The sequence below is a fragment of the Sphingobium sp. FW306-1B-F04DB genome, from assembly GCF_058781925.1.
Window position 1 is genome coordinate 57,660 of the sequence record NZ_JBYSXE010000008.1, and the last position, 21,458, is coordinate 79,117.

18 protein-coding genes are annotated in these 21,458 nt (G+C 65.2%); 3 read left to right on the top strand and 15 right to left on the bottom strand.

What is annotated here, in order from left to right:
- Positions 1-5: 5 nt before the first annotated feature.
- Complete coding sequence (locus AC3WJD_RS06300) at positions 6-1,514, top strand: glucoamylase family protein (RefSeq protein ID WP_492745526.1); 1,509 nt, start codon at positions 6-8, stop codon at positions 1,512-1,514.
- 4 nt (positions 1,515-1,518) lie between these two features.
- Positions 1,519-2,688, top strand: coding sequence for an SGNH/GDSL hydrolase family protein (locus AC3WJD_RS06305; RefSeq protein WP_492745528.1), 1,170 nt, complete (start codon positions 1,519-1,521; stop codon positions 2,686-2,688).
- 60 nt (positions 2,689-2,748) lie between these two features.
- Here the strand turns inward: AC3WJD_RS06305 and AC3WJD_RS06310 are convergent, their stop codons facing one another.
- The 15 genes from AC3WJD_RS06310 to cyoA all read right to left on the bottom strand — a co-directional run bounded on the left by AC3WJD_RS06310 (position 2,749) and on the right by cyoA (position 19,679).
- The gene (locus tag AC3WJD_RS06310) at positions 2,749-5,394 is read right to left on the bottom strand and encodes a glycoside hydrolase family 2 TIM barrel-domain containing protein (RefSeq protein WP_492745529.1); all 2,646 of its coding nucleotides are present in this window, start codon (positions 5,392-5,394) and stop codon (positions 2,749-2,751) included.
- Entirely contained in the window at positions 5,394-6,752 is a 1,359-nt protein-coding gene (locus AC3WJD_RS06315) for a GH1 family beta-glucosidase (RefSeq protein WP_492745530.1), read from the bottom strand. Before AC3WJD_RS06315 ends, AC3WJD_RS06310 begins: the two co-directional genes overlap by 1 nt.
- A complete protein-coding gene (locus AC3WJD_RS06320; protein WP_492745532.1) occupies positions 6,749-7,480 on the bottom strand; it encodes a carboxylesterase family protein in 732 nt (243 codons plus the stop codon). The genes AC3WJD_RS06315 and AC3WJD_RS06320 overlap by 4 nt, the downstream gene beginning before the upstream one ends.
- Positions 7,477-8,313, bottom strand: coding sequence for a carbohydrate ABC transporter permease (locus AC3WJD_RS06325; RefSeq protein ID WP_492745534.1), 837 nt, complete (start codon positions 8,311-8,313; stop codon positions 7,477-7,479). Before AC3WJD_RS06325 ends, AC3WJD_RS06320 begins: the two co-directional genes overlap by 4 nt.
- Positions 8,310-9,191, bottom strand: coding sequence for a carbohydrate ABC transporter permease (locus tag AC3WJD_RS06330; protein WP_492745536.1), 882 nt, complete (start codon positions 9,189-9,191; stop codon positions 8,310-8,312). The genes AC3WJD_RS06325 and AC3WJD_RS06330 overlap by 4 nt, the downstream gene beginning before the upstream one ends.
- Positions 9,188-10,468 carry an extracellular solute-binding protein gene (locus tag AC3WJD_RS06335; RefSeq protein ID WP_492745538.1) on the bottom strand — a complete coding sequence of 427 codons (1,281 nt, stop codon included), beginning with the start codon at positions 10,466-10,468 and terminating at the stop codon, positions 9,188-9,190. Before AC3WJD_RS06335 ends, AC3WJD_RS06330 begins: the two co-directional genes overlap by 4 nt.
- Entirely contained in the window at positions 10,465-11,469 is a 1,005-nt protein-coding gene (locus tag AC3WJD_RS06340) for a LacI family DNA-binding transcriptional regulator (RefSeq protein WP_492745539.1), read from the bottom strand. The genes AC3WJD_RS06335 and AC3WJD_RS06340 overlap by 4 nt, the downstream gene beginning before the upstream one ends.
- Positions 11,470-11,627: 158 nt before the next feature.
- Entirely contained in the window at positions 11,628-12,743 is a 1,116-nt protein-coding gene (locus AC3WJD_RS06345; RefSeq protein WP_492745541.1) for an ABC transporter ATP-binding protein, read from the bottom strand.
- Positions 12,744-12,898: 155 nt separating this feature from the next.
- A complete protein-coding gene (locus AC3WJD_RS06350) occupies positions 12,899-13,435 on the bottom strand; it encodes a response regulator transcription factor (RefSeq protein ID WP_492745543.1) in 537 nt (178 codons plus the stop codon).
- On the bottom strand, positions 13,432-14,736 hold the full coding sequence (locus AC3WJD_RS06355) for an ATP-binding protein (protein ID WP_492745544.1): 1,305 nt from the start codon (positions 14,734-14,736) through the stop codon (positions 13,432-13,434). The genes AC3WJD_RS06350 and AC3WJD_RS06355 overlap by 4 nt, the downstream gene beginning before the upstream one ends.
- Positions 14,733-15,494 (bottom strand): SURF1 family protein, encoded by a 762-nt coding sequence (locus AC3WJD_RS06360; RefSeq protein WP_492745546.1) that lies wholly within the window; start codon positions 15,492-15,494, stop codon positions 14,733-14,735. The genes AC3WJD_RS06355 and AC3WJD_RS06360 overlap by 4 nt, the downstream gene beginning before the upstream one ends.
- Positions 15,491-15,880, bottom strand: coding sequence for a cytochrome o ubiquinol oxidase subunit IV (cyoD, locus tag AC3WJD_RS06365; RefSeq protein ID WP_492745548.1), 390 nt, complete (start codon positions 15,878-15,880; stop codon positions 15,491-15,493). Before cyoD ends, AC3WJD_RS06360 begins: the two co-directional genes overlap by 4 nt.
- A complete protein-coding gene (gene cyoC / locus AC3WJD_RS06370; protein WP_492745620.1) occupies positions 15,877-16,503 on the bottom strand; it encodes a cytochrome o ubiquinol oxidase subunit III in 627 nt (208 codons plus the stop codon). The genes cyoD and cyoC overlap by 4 nt, the downstream gene beginning before the upstream one ends.
- Positions 16,504-16,516: 13 nt before the next feature.
- Positions 16,517-18,526: a cytochrome o ubiquinol oxidase subunit I gene (gene cyoB / locus AC3WJD_RS06375; RefSeq protein WP_492745550.1), complete on the bottom strand. Its 2,010-nt coding sequence runs from the start codon at positions 18,524-18,526 to the stop codon at positions 16,517-16,519.
- 16 nt (positions 18,527-18,542) lie between these two features.
- Complete coding sequence (gene cyoA / locus AC3WJD_RS06380; RefSeq protein ID WP_492745551.1) at positions 18,543-19,679, bottom strand: ubiquinol oxidase subunit II; 1,137 nt, start codon at positions 19,677-19,679, stop codon at positions 18,543-18,545.
- Between the two features lie 228 nt (positions 19,680-19,907).
- Here cyoA and AC3WJD_RS06385 point away from each other — a divergent pair, with 228 nt between their 5' ends.
- Entirely contained in the window at positions 19,908-21,227 is a 1,320-nt protein-coding gene (locus tag AC3WJD_RS06385) for an MFS transporter (protein WP_492745553.1), read from the top strand.
- The last annotated feature ends 231 nt before the right edge of the window (positions 21,228-21,458 follow it).

The window sequence follows — 21,458 nt, forward strand, 5'->3', positions numbered from 1 at the left end:
TGACGATGCGACTTTTCTCCAAGGGCGCGGCGGCGTTGCTGCTCGCCACCACTGTCCTCTCCGCATGCCAGACGGCGTCGACCGCCGAGACGGCGCCCACCGCCAGCGAGAAAGCTCCGGCCGCCTTCGCCATGTCGCCGCAGCAATCGGCCTTTGCCGAGGAACTGTCGCAGCGCACCTTCAAATATTTCTGGGACACCACCGATCCCGCGACCTGCCTCGCGCCCGATCGCTGGCCCTCCAAGCCCTTCGCGAGCATCGCCGCGGTGGGCTTCGCGATCACCGCCTATGGCGTCGGCGCCGAGCGCGGCTATGTGACGCGCGAACAGGCCGCCGATCGCACCCTCGCCTGCCTGCGCTTCTTCCATGACCTGCCGCAGGGCCCCGAGGCCGCGGGCATCGCGGGGCACAAGGGCTTCTTCTACCACTTCCTCGATATGGATAAGGGGCTGCGGTACAAGACCACCGAGCTCTCCACCGTCGATACCACGCTGTTCCTCGGCGGCGCGCTGTTCGCGCAGTCCTATTTCGACCGCGACACCGCAACCGAGCGCCAGATCCGCGATCTCGCCGAGGCGATCTACGCCCGCGTCGACTGGACCTGGGCGCAGCGCAACAACACCGGCACCGAGGCGAGGAATCTGAAGGACTCGCACGCGATCACCATGGGCTGGCGCCCCGAGCGTGGCTGGGAGACGCACGACTGGGTCGGCTATAACGAGGGCATGCTCGTCTATATCCTCGCCGCGGGCTCGCCGACGCATCCGATCGGCACCGATGCCTGGAAGCAGGGCTGGGCCGCTGATCTCGAAAAGGACTGGGGTACCTATTACGGGCAGGAGCACCTGACCTTCGAGCCGCTGTTCGGGCACCAGTATTCGCATGTCTGGGTCGATTTCCGCGGCATCCAGGACGACTTCATGGCGAAAAAGGGCATCGACTATTTCGAGAACAGCCGTCGCGCCACGCTGTCGCAGCGCGCCTATGGGCAGGACAACCCCGCCAAATGGGTCGGCTATAGTGCCGACATCTGGGGCTGGACCGCGTCGGACGGCCCCAAGGGATCGAAGGACGTCCACAGCGTCAACGGCACCAAGCGCAGCTTCTTCACCTATTCCGCGCGCGGGGTGAGCCCGGATATCGAGCGCGACGACGGTACGGTCGTGCCTACCGCCCCGGGCGGCTCGGTGCCCTTCGCGCCCGAGGTCACGATCCCCGCGCTGATGGCGATGAAGCAGCAATATGGCGATCAGCTCTATACCGAATATGGTTTCAAGGACGCATTCAACCCCAGCTTCACCTTCACCGACGATCCGGTGACGACGGGCACGGTCGATGCGAAGCAGGGCTGGGTCGCGCGCGACTATATCGGCATTGATCAGGGCCCCATCCTCGCGATGATGGAGAATTATCGCAGCGACCTGATCTGGAAGACCATGCGCAAGAACCCCCATATCCGAAACGGGCTCGAGCGCTTGGGCTTCAAGGGCGGCTGGCTCGAAAAGGACCGCTAGGAACATGACCAAGGGACGATTTGGCGCGATTGTCGGCGCGATCCTGCTGACGACCGCGCCATCCGTCTGCGCGGCCAAGGAGGACTGGACCCGCGTCTGGACCTCAAGCCTGTGGCAAGGCAACGAACGCCAGATCATCGAGGTCGACAACCAGACGCTGCGGTGGCAGATCCGCGTCAATGGCGGTGGCCCCGCGCTGCGGCTGTGGCTCGGCAATGATTTCGGCCGTATGCCCGTCCGCATCGGCAAGGTTACCATCAAGAGCGCCGATGGTCGGGTCGTGCCCGTCACCTTCTCGGGTCAGGCATCGACACGGATCGCGATCGGCGCGCCGGTGGTCAGCGATCCGGTCGCGCTGACGGTAAAGCCCTTCGAACTGATCGAGATCGCGGTTCACCTCCCCGAGCCCACCACGCTGGTCGGCGTCCATGTCGACCGCGCGAACATGCTGCACATCTCGGCGCCCGGTGACTTCACCTCGGGCGAAGGCTGGAGGGAGGCCGGGACCAACGAATTGCGACCGCTGGTTGCGGGTGTGGATGTGCTCGGCTCGCGGCAAAGGCCGGTGGTGGTCGCTTTCGGCGACTCGATCACCGACGCAACGAGCTGTTCGAACACCACCCCAGAGCCCTGTCGCTGGAGCGAAGTCCTCGCGCGACGCCTGACCGCCGCGGGCAAGCCGCATGTCGTGGTCAATCAGGGGATCGGCGGCAACAAGATCATCACGCCGGTCGCCGGGCCCAACGCGCTCGCGCGTTTCGATCGCGATGTGCTGTCGATTCCGAACGTCAGCCATGTCGTGCTGCTCGAAGGGATCAACGACATCGGCACATCGGGCGATACCGGCATTTCCGCCGAGGAACTGATCGAAGGCTATCGGCAGCTGGCGCTGCGTGCCCACGCGCACGGCATCAAGGTGATCGGCATGACCGTGATGCCCTTCGAGGGGGCGGGCTATTACCGCCCGGAGCGCGAGGCCATGCGCGAGAAGCTCAATGCGTGGATCCGCAACTCCGATCTCGTCGATGCGGTGGTCGACATGGAAAAGGTGATGGCCGACCCTGCCAATCCGCGCCGCCTGCGTACCGATCTGCAGGTGGGCGACAATCTCCACCCCAATGACAAGGGTCAGCGGGCGATGGGAGAAGCGATCCCGCTGTCGTTGTTCCGCTGAAGCAAAACGCCGCCAAGGTTTGAGGGCGCCGCTCCGGTCCGTCGGAGCGGCGCCTTTTTACTATCTGGCGCCGTCGGCTGGACGGATCGTGATCGCCGACAGCACCGCATCGCCACGCTGCGGAACGAAGCGCAGGTCGAGCCGGCCGCCCTTCACAACCACATCGAAGCTCTGCGCGCTCGCGCTGAGCACCCCGCCCGCGGCCTTCACGGGATCAAAGGCCCTGAGCACCGTCGTGCCATTGGCGGTGACGCCGAAGACGCGTGGTGTCGCGGGCTTCTCCTGCGGCTCCATCATGAGGAGCGTGACGCGCCAGCGGCCGTCGGGCAGCGGGATCGCGTAGCCGAACCGGCCTTCACGATAGCCCGAGAGCAGCCGGGGATCAGCCCCTGTCGCCTTTTCGGCCTGCGCCTTGCCCAGCCGCCGCGGCGTGCCGCCGTCGAACCAGTTGTCCGATCCGGTGCGGCGACCGTCGGGCATAACAAATCCCGCGAGATCGCCGACATTGATCGCAAGGCCCGCCGTCGCAGCGGGTGCGTTCCATGCCACCGTATCCACAACCGGCTTGCCCGCGAACTCCGCCTGCGCGGCGACGTGATTGGCGCCCATGTCGAGCGCGACGTCTTTCATCACGCAGATGCGATCCACACAGGTCACTGCCCCCAGATCGCGGCCATTGAGCGTTACGCTGACCCGCGGGGCGTTGCTGTAGATGCGCAGATCAGTGACGGGATAGGCGCGGTCGACATAGCGGCGGCCGGTGATGTGGACGACAGGCTCTTCCGACCATTGCGCCTTGTAGTAATAGAAGGCGTCCTTCTTCACCTTGCGGTCGAAGGAGACGAGCCCCTTGTCGTTGATATCGGTGGCGTCGCCCTCCTGGCGGATGTTCGACGAGAAATCGAACATGTTCCAGATCCAGTTCGCCCAGAGATAGCGGCGCTGCGCGAGCTGGGGCCAGCTCTGCTCGTGCCACCAGCTCTGGAACTCCTCGGGATGCGGCCGGCCCGAGGTATTGATCGGCCCGCCCGCGGGATTGTCGCTGTGCTGCGACAGCGCCCCGCCCGCGCCATATTCGCTGACCGACAGCGGGATCGAAGGATGCTTTGCATGGAGCGCATCCATGTGCGGGCCGAAATCGCGCGGCTGGCCATAATACCAGCCGAAATAGCGGTTATAGCCCATCAGATCGGCGCTGCCCGAGAGTACCGGCAGATAGCTCGGCTTGTCCGCAGGCGTATCCTCGCAGCAATCGGCGATCACCGTGGGGCGGTCGGGATCCTCCGTTTTGGACAGCGTGTGAAGCTCCTTCAGCAGCGGGCGTGCATCGGCCCGGGGGCCGAGCCGGCCAAAGGCCATGTCGATATCGACCTCGTTGCCGATCCCCCAGGTGACCACCGAGGGATGGTTGTAGTTCTGCCGGATCAGCTCCTGAAGCTGCTCGCGCGCATTGGCGACGAGCTCGGGCGCGGCAGGCGCATCGGCGAAGCCGACCTTGTTGACGAAGGGCAGCTCGGCCCAGACGATCATCCCCGCCTTGTCGGCCAGCTCGAACCATTCGGGTGCGTGCTGATAATGCGCGAAGCGGACAGTATTCGCGCCCATCTCCGCGATCAGCGCCATGTCGCGTTCATGGTGCTCGCGGGTCAGCGCCCAGCCCTTGTTCAGCCAGTCCTGATGCCGGGAGACGCCGTGGAGCGGCAGGTGCTTGCCGTTGAGGAAGAAGCCCTGTTCCGGATCGATGCGGAAGCTGCGGATGCCGAGCGGCTGGGTGACGCGATCGAGCACGCGCGCGCCGTCGCGCAGCTCGGCGGTCACCGAATAGAGATAGGGGTCGGCGCGGCCGTTCCAGAGCCGCGGGTTCGCGACGCGCAGCGACTGGCCGACTTCCTGTGCCGCATCGCCCGTCAGGCGCACCGGGTGTCGATCCTCCGCGACAACCACGCCGCCGGCATCGCGGATTTGGGTCACGAGCGTCAGCCGCCTCGCCTTGTCGCGCGCATTGCGCACCCGCGCGCGCACCTCGATCGCGGCATTGTCCCCGGTGATGCTGGCGGTGCGCGCATAGAGCCCGGGACCGCCATGATCGAGCAGGTCGAAATGCTCAGGCGCGACGCTGATCAGCGAAACGCCCCGATAGAAACCGCCATGGATGAAGAAATCGCCGAGCAGCGGGATGACATGCTCGGTGCTGCTCCCCGGCGCGGGCTTGCTGTTGTCGGCCTTGATCGCGATCACATTGGAGGCGCCCGGCCGCAGCGCATCGGTTACGTCGAGCCGGAAGCGCGAGAATGCGCCCGCATGCCGCCCGACATGGACGCCGTTGACCCAGATATCGGCGACATTGCCAACGCCGTCGAACTGGAGGAAATGCCTCTTGCCCCGCGCCAGCCCTGCGCCGTCGAGCGTCAGCCGGTACCAGCCCACGCCCTGCATGTTGCGCGTGCCCGAAGATCGCTCGGTGCGATATTCGCCGAGGCTGTTCCAGCTGTGCGGCAGCGCGACCGCATTCCAGTCGCGATCGTCAAAGGCGTATGCCTCGGCGCCCGGTGCATCGCCGAGATGAAAGCGCCAACCCTGGGTAAGCGCCATGCTTGCGCGACCGGTATTCGACTCCCTCTGGTGTTGCGCGATCGCCGTGGCCGGCGCGAGCACGAGCGGAAGCGCGGCTCCGCAAAGGAGCAGCGACAGCGACCTTGCGAGCATCAGACGTTCTCCGCCAGCACCGCGCCGTTGGTAGCGATCACGTCGGTGTAGAGCGCCGCGCTCTTCTTGGGCGTGCGTTCGAGCGTCTCGAAATCGACATGAATGATGCCGAAGCGCTTGGCATAGCCGAGCGACCATTCGAGATTGTCGAACAGCGACCACAGCATATAGCCACGCAGGTCGACGCCCTGCGCGATCGCATCGCTGAGCGCCGCGATATGCGTCTTGAGATAGCCGACACGCAGCGGATCATCGATCTCGCCATTCTGCGCCTGCGGCGGATCATAGAATGCGGCGCCATTCTCGGTGACATAGAGCGGGATGTCGCCATAGCGCTGCTTGAACCAGACCAGCGTGTCCGTCAGCCCCTGCGGGAAGACCTCCCAGCCGGTCTCGGTATAGGTGGCGCGCGCCTGCTTCACCGGACCCGCCCTGAGCGGCCAGCTCTCATCGGCGGTGACGACGTTGCGCGTGTAATAGTTGATGCCCACGAAGTCGAGCTTCTGGCGGATCAGCGCCATGTCCTCTGCGGGCCATTGCGGCCAGGCCTCGCCAAAGACTTCTTTCAGTTCGGGCGGATAGGAACCGAGCACCGCAGGGTCGAGATATTGCCGGTTCATATAGGCGTCGGCACGCGCGGTCGCGGCCTTGTCCGCCGCGCTGTCCGACGCGGGATATTTGGGCTCGATATTGACGACGAGCCCGATCTCGTGTGCGCCGATCTCGCGATAGGCCCTCACCGCCGCGCCGTGCGCGCGCATCATGTTGTGGCTCGCGATCGGCGCCTCGAACATGTTGCGGTGCCCGGGGGCGAGCACGCCGTGGAGATAGCCGCCGTCGCTGACAACCCAGGGCTCGTTGAGCGTCACCCACTTCTTCACGCGCCCGTCGAGCCGCTCGAACATCACGCGCGCATAGTCGGCGAACCACTCCGCGCTGTCGCGGTTGAGCCAGCCGCCGCGATCGTCGAGCGCGGCGGGCATGTCCCAGTGGAACAGCGTGAGCATCGGCTCGATCCCGTTTTCGAGCAGCGTGTCGACCAGACGTTCGTAAAAGCCCAGCCCCACCTCGTTGACGCGTCCGGTGCCCTCTGGGAGCACGCGCCCCCAGCCCACGCTGAAGCGATAGGCCTGCAGCCCCAGCCGCTTCATCAGCGCGACGTCGGATTCCATGCGGTTATAGTGGTCGCACGCCACATCGCCCGTGTCGCCCTTTGCCGCCATCAGCCGCGGGTCGTGGCAGAAACGCTGCCAGATACTCGGCCCCGCCCCGTCAGCGAGTGGCGATCCCTCGATCTGATAGGCGGCGGTGGCGCAGCCCCAGAGGAAATTGTCGGGAAACGCTATGCTACGGGTCATTTCTTGTCCTGTTCTTCTGGGGTGGAGAGCGTTCGGTTGTGCTGCAGCAGCCATTGATAGAGCGCGGGATCGTCATAGGTGCGCGTCCAGGCGTCGTGGCCGGTGTCGGGATAGATGGTCAGCCGCGGCTTGCCGCCGCACGAGCGGACCGCCTCGACGATCGCGAAGCTGCCAAAGGGTGTGACGATGTCGTCGCGGTCGCCGTGAAATGCCCAGACGGGCATCGCCTTCAGCTTGCATGCGGTCGATGGGTCACCGCGCCCGCTGACGGGCGCAACCGCAGCGAAGCGCCCCGGCTCGGCGGCGGCCCAGCGCCAGCTCGCGTGGCCGCCGCGGCTGAGCCCGGTCAGGTAGATCCGCGTGCGATCGACGCGCAGCGTGTGCGTCACATGATCGAGGATCGCGTCAAGTTTTGCGATGTCCCAGTCCTCATCGGCGGGGAGCAGCGGCGAGACGGTGATGAAGGGAAAGTCGGGACGCGACGCGACGACCTTGGGCGGCCCGTGTACCTTCACCTTCTCGATATCGTCGCCGCGTTCGCCCGAACCGTGAAGGAAGATGATGAGCGGCCAGCTCTTGTCGCGATCGGCCTGATAGCCCTGGGGCACGAAGAGCTGGTAGCGATAGCCGCCCATGGCGACCGCGTTCTGCGGATACTGGCCCTCGCGCGGCTGCGCCGTCGCGATGCTGCCCGTAAGGAGCAGGAGGAAGAAGGCGATCAGTCTCATCCCTTGACGCTCCCTGCCAGAAGGCCGCGCACATAGTATCGCTGAAGCAGCAGGAAGAGCACGAGCACGGGCAGCGTCGTCACCACCGAGCCCGCCATCATCAGTTCATTGTCCTGCACATGTTCACGCGACAGCGCCGCGAGCGCGACGGGCAGCGTGTAGAGATTCTGGTCCGAAAGGACGATCAATGGCCACATGAAATCATTCCAGCTTCCAAGGAAAACAAACAGAGCGAGCGTGACGAGGATCGGCTGCAGCACGGGCAGCACGATCCAGATGAAGATCTGCGTCTCGCTGGCGCCGTCGACGCGCGCTGCCTCGATCATCTCGTCGGGTACCGACAGGCAGAACTGGCGGACGAGGAAGATGCCGAAGATACCCGCGAGCCAGGGCACGAGAGCCCCAGCATAGCTGTTGATCATCCCCATTGCCTTCAGTTCGAGGAACAGCGGCAGCATCCCGATCTGCCCGGGAATGACGAGCGCGCCGATCAGCGCCTGAAACAGCCGGTCGCGTCCCCTGAAGCGCAACTTGGCGAAGGCGTAGCCGGCGGGGACCGTGAACAGCAGCGCGAGCAGCGTCGCGGCGCTGGCGAGAAATGCGCTGTTGAGCAGATAGCGCCCGACGCCATAGCTGGCGAACAGCAGACGGTAATTTTCGAGCGTGGGATTGCCGGGGATCAGCGGCGGCGGAAAGCTCGCGGCCTCGCCCGGCTGCATGAAGGACACCGCAACCATCCAGGCCAGCGGCGCCAGCGTTGCGAGCGCGAACAGCGCCACGCCGAGGTTGAGCATCACCGCCCCCGGCGACATCCGGCTTGCCTTGCCGATCATCGGGCGCCCGCCCTGCGCGCGATCCCGAGCTGGAGGAGCGTCGCCGTGAAGATGCAGATGAAGAGGATGAAGGCCACCGCGGCGCCCGAGCCGAGGTTCCACCATTTGAAGCCTTCTTCGAACATGAAATAGAGCACCGTCACCGTGCTCTGCGCGGGGCCGCCCTGCGTGATCACATAGGGTTCAGCGAAGAGCTGAAAGAAACCCGCGACCGAAAGGATGCAGACCAGCAGCAAAGTCGGCCCCAGCGCGGGCAGCGTGACATGGCGGAAGCGCATCCACGCCCCCGCGCCGTCGATCCGTGCGGCCTCGTGCAGCTCGCGCGGCACCAGCTGCAGCGCCGCGAGGAAGATGACCATATTGTAACCGAAGGTCTTCCAGATCACGAAGGTCAGGATCGCGGGCAACGAGGCCTGCGGATCGCCCAGCCAGTCGATCGGCGGGATGCCGAGCGCACCAAGCGCATAGTTGACGAGCCCGTAGCGTGTGTGGAGCAGATAGCGCCAGACGACCGCAGTGGCGACGAGCGTGGTGACATAGGGCGCAAACAGCGCGACACGCCAGACGGGCTTCCAGCGCAGCGTCTTGGCATCGAGCAGGATCGCGGCGGCGAGCGACAAGGCGACCGTCAGCGGCACGCCGACCCCCACGAACCAGAAGGTGTTGCCCATCGCGCGCCAGAACAGCGGGTTCGCGATCAGCCGCGCATAATTGTCGAACCCGATAAAGCGCAGATTCGAAAGATCGGCGAGCGCGTAGATGTCGAAATCGGTGAAACTGAGAACCAGCGACGCCATCGCGGGCAGCACGAAGAACAGCGCGATCGCCGCGAGGGCGGGCGCGGCAAAGATCCATCCGGCACGGCCCTGCGCGGTCATAGCGCGCGCCCCTTTTCCATCATCCAGCGGCGCTTTTCGAGCAGCCGGTCGGCACGCGCGTCGATCTCCGCAGCGGCCTCGTCGACGGTGAAGCGGCCGCGCACCATGCGTTCGGCCACGAGCTGCATCTCGTTCACGATCCGCTCCCATTCGGGCACCTTGGGGACCGCGCGCGCGCGCTCGAGCTGCGCGGCAAAGGGAAGCGTCAGCGGATCACGCGTCAGGCCGGCGATTGCCCAGGCGGTACGCCGCGCGGGCAGGTCGCCCGTCCGCCGGTTGAATTCGGCCTGCACCGCGGGCTGCGAAAGATAGCGTACGAGCCGCCACGCGGCATCGGGCGCGTGCGCCTGCGCGAAAACGACAAGGCTCGATCCCCCTGGCGCCGATGCGCCCGCCCCGCCCGGGCCGGGCATTCCCGCGGTGCGCCATTGCGACTGGAACCCGGCGGGCAGCCGCGTCTTCAGGTCGCCGATCGTCCACGGCCCCGAAAGGAACACGCCGAAAAGGCCGCGCGCGAATTCGTTCCAGACGTTGGATATCTCGGGGGCGGAGGCGATCGGCGCCAGTCCCTCGTCGAACAGCGACCGGTAGAAGCCCAGGGCCGCCTTGAATCCGGGGCTCGAAAAGTTGCCGCGCGTTCCACCGTCACGCAGCAGCGGCTCGTCCTGCTGCAGCCCGAATGTCAGCAACTGTTCGAACTCGTTGAGCGGCAGCAGGATCGCGAAATTCCCGTCACCCGCAACCCGCTTCACCCCATGCAGCGCCCGTTTCCATTCGGTTCGATCGGTCGGCGGCGCCCCATAGCCGGCACGCGCGAACATGTCGGTGCGGTAAAATTGCAGCCGCGTATCGACATACCAGGGCACGGCATAGGGCGTGCCGCCGATCCGGTTTGTGTCGAGGACAGCATCGAAATTGTCGGAGAGCAGCGCCTGCTCGGCGCGGGGCAGCGGCGCGAGCGCGCCTATTGCCGCGAGTTCGGCAAGCCAGGTGTTCCCGACCTGCGCGACATCGGGAAGCGACTCCCCCGCAAAGCCCGTCAACAGCTTGGCATGCGCGGCGCTCCACGGCAGCGGCTGGACCTCCACGTTGATGCCTGGATTAGCCCGTTCGAACGCGGGCATCAGCGCGGGCGCACTCGCCGCCTCGTTGCCCATCGCCCAGAAACGAAGCGTTTCGGCCCGCGTGCGGCGGGCGCAACCGCCCAGCGCAAAGGGTGCGGCCAGCGCGAGACCGAGCGCCTCCCGGCGTCGCAGGCGGAGGCCGCGCTGGATCACGCGACGGTCGATCCCCGGATCACGAGTTCGGGCGTCAGCACGACCGGGGCCGGCGCTGCATGGTCGGGATCAGCCATGATCTCGGTCAGCGTCTCGAACGCCCGGCTGCCGAGTTCGGCGATATGGACGCGCATCGTCGTCAGCGCAGGCGTCACATAACGCGCGATCGGGATGTCGTCGAAGCCCGCTACTGCAACGGTGTCGGGAACCGCCACACCTGCCTCGGCGAGCGCGCCGATACAGCCGACCGCCATCACGTCGTTGGCCGCGAATACGGCGTCGATCTCGTCCGTGCGTGCAGCGACGGCCTGTCCCGCCGCATGGCCGGCCTCCTCGCTGAAATCACCGGCAAGGATCAGCGGGTCGTTTTCCCCGAGCAATTCGGCCACGGCATCACGAAATCCGCTGATGCGTTCCTCGGCGTCGGCGTTGCCGCGCGGCCCCGCGACATGCGCGATCCGCCTGCGCCCGCATGCGACCAGGTGCGCCACCATCTCGCGCGCGCCAGCGAAATTGTCGACCGACAGCATACCGTGGACCGCCCCCGCCTCGCCGGGCCGCCCCCCCATGATGACCGTCGGCAAGCCCCCGGAAAGATTGGTCGCAAGAAAGTCGGCATGGACATTTGGCCACATCACCAACAGGCCGTCGACGCGGCCGCGCATAGCCCGGATCGCGGCGACGATCTCGTCGGCGTCACCGTGCATGTTGGCGAGCAGGAGCTGCAGTCCGCGCTGGTGGGCGACGCGATCGATGCCGCGAATGATTTCGGAGAAAAACTCGCCGAACAGATCGGGCAGCACGACGCCGATCGTGTTGGTCTGCCGCATCGTCAGGCTGCGCGCGCCGACATGCGGGACATAGTCGAGGTCGCGCGCCGCATCGAGCACACGCTTGCGCGTTTCCTCGGTGACATTGCTGTGCCCGTTGAGCGCGCGCGAGGCGGATGCCACCGAAACCGCTGCCACGCGCGCGACGTCCCTTATAGTGGGCGTTCCCATATCCACCCCCTGGATTGTCCACCCCCTGGCCGGGGCGGGTTGTCGACCGCGCAGGGAATCCCCGACGCCATCGAAAAGAAAATATGTAACCGGTTACATCAATCTCTGCCAAGCCTCTTTTTAGGGGCCGCGAGCGCGCGGCGCGATCGTGGATCGGCTCACGCCGCGTCGCGCAGGGCGGACGGAGGCAAGCGTCGAAAGGCGCGCCCCTCGGCATCAAATACGTGCAGATGCGCGGCGGGCAATGCGACCGTCACCTCGGCTCCGAGCGCAGGCCCCGCCCCGTTCGACAGCTGCCAGATGAGGGTTTCGGCAGCGCCTTGACTGTCGAGATGCGCAAAGGTCGCGCTACCCAGCGCCTCGACGAAACGGACCCTGGTCGACACGCAATTGGCGCCATCCACATGGTCGATCCGCTCGGGGCGGATGCCGAGCGTAACCAAATCTCCCGGCCGCCCCCCCGCCGCGTCGACACAGGCACGCATCGTCTCGCCCGAACCCAGCGCCACGATCGCGCCACTGCCATCCGCTTCGACGATGCGCGCGGGCAGGAAGTTCATGCGCGGCGAACCGATAAAACCTGCGACGAACATGTTCGCGGGATGGTCATAGAGCTCGAGCGGCGCACCGACCTGTTCGATCCGGCCTTCGGACAGCACGACGATCCGGTCGGCGAGCGTCATCGCCTCGGCCTGATCGTGCGTCACATAGATCATCGTCGTCGCGAGCGTCTTGTGGAGCGCTGCGAACTCGTAGCGCATCCGGACGCGTAACGCGGCGTCGAGGTTGGACAGCGGCTCGTCGAACAGGAATACACTGGGCTGACGAACGATCGCGCGCCCGATTGCAACGCGCTGCCGTTGCCCGCCCGACAGCGCAGCGGGCTTGCGATCGAGCAGATGATCGATGCCGAGCGTTCGCGCGGCGACGTTGACCGCGGCGTCGATCTCGTTCCTCGGCCGCCTCGCGAGCTTCAGCGAAAACGCAAGATTGTCGTGGACTGTCATGTGCGGGTAGAGTGCATAGGATTGGAATACCATCGCGATCCCGCGCTCGGACGGCGCCAGCCCGTCGACGTCGCGAGCGCCGATCGCGATCTCGCCCCCATCGGGCTCCTCCAGTCCAGCGATCGTGCGCAGCAGCGTCGACTTGCCGCAGCCCGAAGGCCCCACCAGGACGACGAACTCGCCGTCCTCGACCACAAGATCGATGCCCTTCAGAATCTCGACCGCGCCAAAGGCCTTGCGCACGCCACGAAGTTCTACAGCAGCCATCCTCATCCCTTTCGGCCGTCGGGTGTCCTGCCCCAACGGCTTTCACGTCGCCATGCTAGAGCCTGATCGCGCATCGGGGAAGCGCCGCGCGCGGCATTGGCAGGACGACAATCGGTTTTTCATTCAGTTGCTTGCTTGTCCGCGCCGCCCCGCGACTATCGCACCTGCCGCTTCTCCAGTTTGCGCGCGAGCGTGCGGCGGTGCATGCCGAGCCGCCGCGCGGCTTCGGAGATGTTGAAATCGGCGTCGACGAGCACCTGATGGATATGCTCCCATTCAAGCGTCTTGATCGTGGTCTGGCGACCATCGACCGGCGTTGCCGTGTCGCCCTGCACGCGCTCGAACGCGGCCTCGATATCGTCGGTATTGGACGGCTTGGCGAGATAGTGCGAGGCGCCGAGCTTGATCGCCTCGACCGCGGTGGCGATGCTGGCGAAGCCGGTGAGCACCACGATGCGCATCGCCGCATCCCGCTCATGAAGCGCCTTCACGCAGGCAAGGCCCGACCCACCACCAAGCTTGAGGTCGACGACCGCATAGCCCGGCCGGTGCGTCTCGAGCAGCATTAGCACTTCTTCGCGGCTGGACGCGACGAGGACCGCATAGCCCCGGCGCTCGAACGAGCGTTTCAGCGTGCGCGCGAAGGATTCGTCATCCTCGATAATGAGCAGCAGTCGTTGATGCTCGGTCACGATGACGTCTCCTCGGGATAGGCGAGCGCGGTGAGCGGCAGCGTCAGCGTCACCGTCGCGCCGCCTTCGGGGCGGTTGCGTGCATCCGCGCGCCCGCCAAGCTTGCGCAGCACGTTGACGAGCAGAAAGAGGCCGAGCCCCCCACCCGGCCGCCCCTTGCTCGAGCGATAGGGCTGACCGAAGGAGGCGAGCATATCGGGCGCAAAGCCCGACCCCCGATCCTGGACCTCGAGCACCAGCGCGTTGCGCTCGCGTCGCGAGACGATTCCGATCCAGTCGGGCGAAACCTCCGCGGCATTGTCGATCACGTTGCCGATCACCTGCTTGAGCGCAGGATCCGAAACGATGCTGACATCCTCACCGAAGCGGTCGTCATAGTCGAGCGTGCCCGTCAGCCGGCTTGCGCGCCAGTCGGCGACGATCTCGTCGAGGAAATGGCGCACTGATGTCACTTCGGGCGCCTCGCCCCGCGCCTCGCCCGCCGACATCAGGATATTGCTGACGATCGCCTTGCATCGCGCGACCTCGGCCTGCATATCGGTGATATCCTGCGCAAGATCCTTGTCGGCCGCGAGGGCAGGCATTCGCTGCCAGTCCCCCAGGATCACCGACAGCGAGGACAGCGGTGTGCCGAGTTCGTGCGCGGCACCCGAGGCGAGCAATCCCATCCGGACGATATGGTTCTCCTCGGCCGCCCGCTGGCGAATGTCGGCAAGCGCGGCATCGCGTTCGCGCAGATTGCGATTGATCCGGCTGAGGAACAGCATGAGCAACACCGCGATCAGCCCGAAGCACAATATGCTGCCGAGGACGAAGATCGAGAAGCTTCCGCCTTGATAATAGGTCGGCAGGGCAAGCGGGCGATAATCCATCGACAGCGCGATCAGGCACAGGCTGGTGATGGCGACGATCGCCCAGCTCGACCACGGCTTGAGTAGCATCGCACCCAGCACGACCTGCAGGAGGAAAAGCAGCGCGAACGGATTGGTCGCCCCGCCCGTCAGATGGAGCTGCCATGTCAGCGCGCCGACGTCGATGAGCAGCGCAAGGAACAACTCTGCATTGGAAATATCGGCACGACGGCGGAGCAGCGGCAGGCTGGCAAGATTGATTGCGACCAGCACGAAGGGAACGATCAGCAACGACGCTACGGGCAAGGGGATCGCCATCGCGCCGTTGACGGTCGCGATGGTGACGATCTGGCCGATGACTGCGATCCAGCGCAACTGGATCAGCAGCATCATGTTGCGCCGGCCGGCGGCGGCTTCGGGCAGCGTGGCGGACGGCAGGACGGAAATCATGGCTGGCGCCCTCGCCATTCGTGACGCGCAACTAGCGCGGCCGCGACACCGACCAGCGCCGCGAGCCCGAACCAGGTGAAGGCATAGCCCAGATGGTTGTTCGGGAAATTGAGCACGGTCAGCCCGCCAAGCGGATAGCCGCCGGGATTGGGCGTAGCATCGGCATCGACGAAATACGGCGCCACCCGGCTGAGCCCGCGCGCTTCGGCGATCGCGGCAACGTCGCGCGAGAACCACCTGTCGCCGGTAGGATCGTTCGAGCGGAGGAAACCGCCTTTGGGTTCGCTCATGCGCATCAATCCGGTCACTACCGCTTTTCCGGCGAATTGTCCCGCGTGCCGCTTCGCGGGATTGCGCAATTCAGCGGGCACGAAGCCGCGATTGACGAGAATGGTGAAGCCCGCATCGGTCCGAAGCGGCGTCATTACCCAATAGCCGCTACCGCGCGCGGTCACCGCCTGCACCAGCGTCTCGCGGTCGTTGAGGAAGGTGCCGGCGAGCCGCACCCGGCGGTAGCCGTCGCGCTCGGCGCTGACCGCGGGCCACTCGGCGGGCGCCGGCGCGGCGGCGGGGGGCGCATAGACGCGCGTTTCGACCCGCTCGATGAGCGCCAGCTTCCAGACACGGCGCTCGAGTTGCCATATGCCGAGCGCGACCAGTCCGGCTATCGCGCCCAGCGCCGCCAGGCCGAGCAGGGCGAGCGCGAAGCGCGTGCGCGGGGCACGCGCAGTGCCGCCCGCGCCCGCGCCGCCGTTCACGGCATCTGGCTCATATCGTGCGCGGACATGGGCATCATGTTGACGTTCAGATGGTACATCACCCAAAGCGATCCGGTCAGCGCGATCACCACGACCACGATCGTAAATATCAGCGCCATCATCGTCCAGCCGCCTTCGGAGCGTGTGTTCATGTGGAGGAAATAGACCATGTGGACGACGATCTGCGCCACCGCGAATGCCATGATGACGAACGCGGTCATCTGCGGATTGCCGAGCGCACCCGTCATCACCAGCCAGAAGGGGATGGCGGTCAGCACCACCGACAGGCCGAAGCCGATCAGATATTCGCGCAGCGAGCCGTGCGCGTGGCCGTCCTCGGCCTCGTGATGGTGCGGCTCGGGATTGGGGTGAACATGTGTGCTCATCGCAGCATTCCCATGAGATAGACGAAGGTGAAGACGCCGATCCAGATGACGTCGAGGAAGTGCCAGAACATGCTGAGGCACATGACGCGGCGCTGGTTGGCCTGAATCAGCCCGCGCCTTCCGATCTGCACCATCAGCGTCACCAGCCAGATCAGGCCGAAGGTGACGTGCAGCCCGTGCGTGCCCACCAGCGTGAAGAACGCCGAAAGGAAGGCGCTGCGCTGCGGCGTCGCACCCTCATGGATAAGGTGCGCGAACTCATAAAGCTCGATGCCGAGAAACGCCGCGCCGAACAGCCCCGTGATCGCGAGCCAGAGCAGCGTCGTGCCGGTCCTGTTGCGGTACATGGAAAGCACCGCGAAGCCGTAGGTGATCGACGAGAAAAGCAGCATCGCGGTGTTGAGCGCGACGAGCGGGAGGTCGAACAAATCCCTCGGCGACGGTCCTGCCGCATAATTCGCGCCGACCACGCCATAGGTCGCAAAGAGCATCGCGAAGATGAGGCAGTCGCTCATCAGATAGATCCAGAAGCCCAGCATCGTGCTGCTGCCTTCGGGATGATGCGGCTCTTCCGGCAGGTGGAAGATCGGCGGCTCCGCGTCATAGGACGCGATGGTCGTCATCTTGTTCATGGGATCAGCCCTGTGCCGCGAGCAGTGCGGTCCGCTCGTCCTCGCTGCGCGTCACCTCATCCGCGGGGATGTGGAAATCGCGCTTGTAGTTGAAGGTATGGCCGATCGCGACCGCGAGCAGACCGGCGAAGCTGATTGCTGCGAGCCACCAGATGTACCAGACCAGCGCAAAGCCGCAGGCCAGGCTGAGCCCCGCGAGGATGACGCCCGTGCCGGTATTGGCCGGCATGTGGATCGGCTGGAAGCCGTCGAGCGGGCGCTGGTAACCGCGCTTCTTCATGTCGTGCCACGCGTCGAGATCATGCACGACGGGCGTGAACGCGAAATTGTAGTCGGGCGGCGGCGACGAGGTCGCCCATTCGAGCGTACGTCCGTTCCACGGGTCGCCCGTCGTGTCGCGCAGCTGCTCGCGCTTCTTGAAGCTGACATAGAACTGGACGAGCATCGCCGCGATACCGATCGCGATCAGCACGGCGCCGAACGCCGCGATCGCGAACCATATCTGCAGGCTGGGATCGTCGAACACGCGCATCCGGCGGGTGACGCCCATCAGGCCGAGGATATAGAGCGGCATGAAGGCGAACCAGAAGCCGAGGACCCAGTTCCAGAAGGAGACCTTGCCCCAGAACGGGTCGAGCTTGAAGCCGAACGCCTTGGGGAACCAGAAGTTGATCGCGGCGAACAGCCCGAACAACACGCCGGCGATGATGACGTTGTGGAAGTGCGCGATCAGGAACAGCGAGTTGTGGAGCACGAAGTCCGCGGGCGGTACCGCGAGCAGCACGCCGGTCATCCCGCCGACGACGAAGGTCAGCATGAACGCGATGGTCCACATCATCGGCAGTTCGAAGCGGATGCGGCCGCGGTACATCGTGAACAGCCAGTTGAACAGCTTGGCCCCCGTCGGGATCGAGATGATCATCGTCGTGATGCCGAAGAAGCTGTTGACGCTGGCGCCCGAGCCCATGGTGAAGAAGTGGTGCAGCCAGACCAGGTACGACAGGATGGTGATGCACACCGTCGCATAGACCATCGACGTATAGCCGAAGAGCCGCTTGCCCGAGAAGGTCGAGGTGACTTCCGAGAAGACGCCGAACAACGGCAGGACCAGGATGTAGACCTCAGGATGGCCCCAGATCCAGATCAGGTTCACGTACATCATCGGCGATCCGCCGAAATCGTTGGTGAAGAAGTTGGTGCCGACATAGCGGTCGAGCGAGAGCAGCGCGAGCACCGCGGTCAGCACGGGGAAGGACGCGACGATCAGCACGTTGGTGCACAGCGAGGTCCAGGTGAAGACGGGCATCTTCATCAGGCCCATGCCCGGCGCGCGCAGCTTCACGATCGTCACGATCAGGTTGATGCCCGATAATGTCGTGCCCACACCCGCTATCTGCAGCGCCCATATATAATAGTCGACGCCGGACTCGGGACTGTAGCCGATCCCCGACAGTGGCGGATAAGCGAGCCAGCCCGTGCGCGCGAACTCGCCGACGAATAGCGAGATCATGACGAGCACCGCGCCCGCGGTCGTCATCCAGAAGCTGAAATTGTTGAGATAAGGGAAGGAAACATCGCGCGCGCCGATCTGCAGCGGCACGACATAGTTCATCAGCCCCGTGACGAACGGCATCGCCACGAAGAAGATCATGATCACGCCATGCGCGGTAAAGACCTGATCATAGTGATGCGCGTTGAGGTAACCCTCGGATCCGCCAAACGCCATCACCTGCTGGAGACGCATCATGATCGCGTCGGAAAAACCGCGCAGCAGCATGACGAGGCCGAGGATCATGTACATGATCCCGATCTTCTTGTGGTCCACCGTGGTGAACCATTCCTTCCAGAGATAGCCCCAGAGGCGATAGCGCGTGAGCACCGCGAGCAGCGCGAGGCCACCGATCGCGACCGCGACGAAGGTCGCGACGACGATCGGCTCATGCAGCGGGAGGGATTCGAGCGTCAATCGGCCGAAAATCGGCGATATCGGCGGCGGGGTATAGGCGTGCATCATGGGTGCGCTCACGCGGTCAGGAGTTGCTGGGCTGCTTCGCGTCGGCCTTGGCGGTCGACGGGAGGCGCGATTGCAGGGTTTCTGGGCGGGGCAGGCCGCGGCCGAGCATCGGCGCGCCGTTCACGGGGCGCGGGGACGCGGCCTCGCGCGCGCTCATCGCGGCGAGCGCGGCCGCCTCTTCGGGGGTGCAGAGCGCGCCGACCGAGGCATAGCCCGCGCCGAACGCAGCCCCGCGGCGTACATTCTTGTCATATTCGAGCGGACGCACATTGCGGACGCCGGCGAGGCCAAGACCGCCCTTGGCGTCGATCGCCATCATCTCGTTCATGCACATCTTGCCGGGCTCGACGCACATGTTGAGGATGGCGTTGTAGAGGCCGTTCTCGACCGAGGCATAGTGTTTGGCGGGCACATTCTCGCTCGGGCGCTCAAGCTCGAGATACTGCGCGCGGCTAAGCGCTTCCTTGCTCGCCCGGGCCTTGGCGATCCAGTTGCGGAAGGCACCGTCATTCATGCCGTGAAAGGCGAAGCGCATGCCCGAGAAACCCGCGCCGCTGTAGTTGGCGGAGAAGCCCTCGAACTTGCCGGGCTTGTTGATGACCGCGTGGAGCTTGGTCTCCATCCCGGGCATCGCGTAGATCTGTCCAGCGAGCGCGGGGATATAGAAGGAGTTCATCACGCCCGAGGCGGTGATCCTGAATTGGATCGGCCGGTCGACCGGCGCGGCAAGTTCGTTGACCGTCGCGATGCCATATTCGGGGTAGATGAACAGCCATTTCCAGTCGAGCGCGACGACGTTGACCTCGAGCGGCCTGACCTCGGCGGCGATCCGCTTTTCCTCCGACACGCGGCCGAGCGCGCGATAGGGATCGAGCAGGTGCGTGCTGAGCCAGGTCATCGCGCCCAGGCAGATGATGATCAGCAGCGGTGCCGCCCAGATGACGAGTTCGAGGCCCATCGAGTGGTCCCACTCGGGCTCGTAGCGCGCCTCGGCATTCGCCTGGCGGTATTTCCAGGCGAAGAACACGGTCAGCGCCATCACGGGCACGATGATGACGAGCATCAGGACCGTCGAGGCGATGACCAGATTCGCCTGCTGCGATGCAACATCGCCCGCGGGATCGAGCACCACCGCGTTGCAACCACTGAGCAAGGCGAGAATCGCAGATAACGTTAGGATTCTCGAACGACTCGACACGGCACGGGCCCCTGGGCTGGTATGAAAATCGCGGCCAGTTAGCTGCGACGCAGCACGTGCGACATTGGACAATTTGTCCAATCCCCCGAATCCTCGACAGAGGTTTATTGCGCCGCAACATGCCCGGAGCCTTGCTTCCCGGGAGCGGAAACCCGTCACGCAAAGCAGAAAGCGAATCGATCGATGAGCGCGCACGCCGCAGCCCCCTCCTCTCCGCACGTGGGAGCCACGCCCCCTGCGCATCACAAGATCGCGCCTGGCGAGATCGCGATCGGCGTGATCATCGGCCGCACCTCGGAATTCTTCGACTTCTTCGTCTACGCGATCGCCTCGGTGCTCGTGTTCCCCCAGCTCGTCTTTCCCTATGTCGACGCGCTGACGGGCACGCTCTATTCCTTCGCGATCTTCGCGCTGGCCTTTGTCGCGCGCCCCTTCGGTTCGCTGATCTTCATGGCGGTTGACCGCCTTTATGGCCGCGGGGTCAAGCTCACCATCGCGCTGTTCCTGCTAGGCTGTTCGACCGTCGCGATCGCATTCCTCCCCGGCTATGAGTCGATCGGTGGGGCGTCGGCGCTGCTCCTCGCACTCTTCCGAATCGGTCAGGGCCTCGCGCTCGGCGGAGCGTGGGACGGCCTTGCCTCGCTGCTCGCGCTCAATGCGCCCGAGAAGCGCCGCGGCTGGTATGCGATGATCCCGCAGCTGGGCGCGCCGCTCGGCCTGATCGTGGCAAGCGCGCTGTTCGCCTATTTCGTCGGTGCGCTTTCGGCCGAGGATTTCCTCGGCTGGGGCTGGCGCTATCCCTTTTTCTGCGCGTTCGCGATCAACGTCGTGGCACTGTTTGCACGGCTGCGTATCGTCGTGACGCCCGAATTCGAGACGCTGTTCGAAAACCGCGACCTCCAGCCCGCACGCGTCGGTACCACGCTGAAGGAAGAAGGACGCAACGTCGTGATCGGCGCCTTCGCGCCGCTCGCGAGCTTTGCGCTGTTCCACATGGTCACGGTGTTTCCGTTGTCCTGGGTATTCCTTTTCACCCGCGACAATCCCGCGCGCTTCCTCATGATCGAGGTTGTCGGCGCGGTGTTCGGCGTGCTCGCGATCATCGCCTCGGGCCTCATCGCCGACCGCGTCGGCCGGCGCACGCTGCTCGGCTTCTCGGCCGCAGCGATCGCGGCCTATAGCGGCTTCGCGCCGCAACTGCTCGACGCCGGCTATTGGGGCGAGGCGGCGTTCATGATCCTCGGCTTCATCCTGCTCGGGCTCGCCTTCGGTCAGTCGTCGGGCGCGGTGTCATCGAATTTCTCTGCCCAGCACCGCTATACCGGCGCCGCGCTCACCTCCGACCTCGCATGGCTGTTCGGCGCGGGCTTCGCGCCGCTAGTCGCATTGCTGCTGTCGGCCAACTTCGGCCTGATCTCGGCGGGCGCCTATCTGCTCTCGGGCGCGATCGGCACGCTGCTCGCGCTGTGGGTTAACAAGGGCCTCGCCGACCGGATGAACTAGCGCTTCCGCGATCCTGTCTAAAGGTGTTCAGCCTCGCGCCGAAACGCGCGGGCTGCACTTTTTTCAGGCGAAAGCGAAGTGCGCTGCCTCGCCTTCGATCGTGCCACGATCGTCATGATCTGCGAAAGGCAGCGCCTGCTCCCATCCCTGTTATCCATTCACCTCACCCAAAGGTGCTATGGGCAGCATCGCCGGCCGCACGGTATGTTCGGGGCCTCGACACACGAAAAA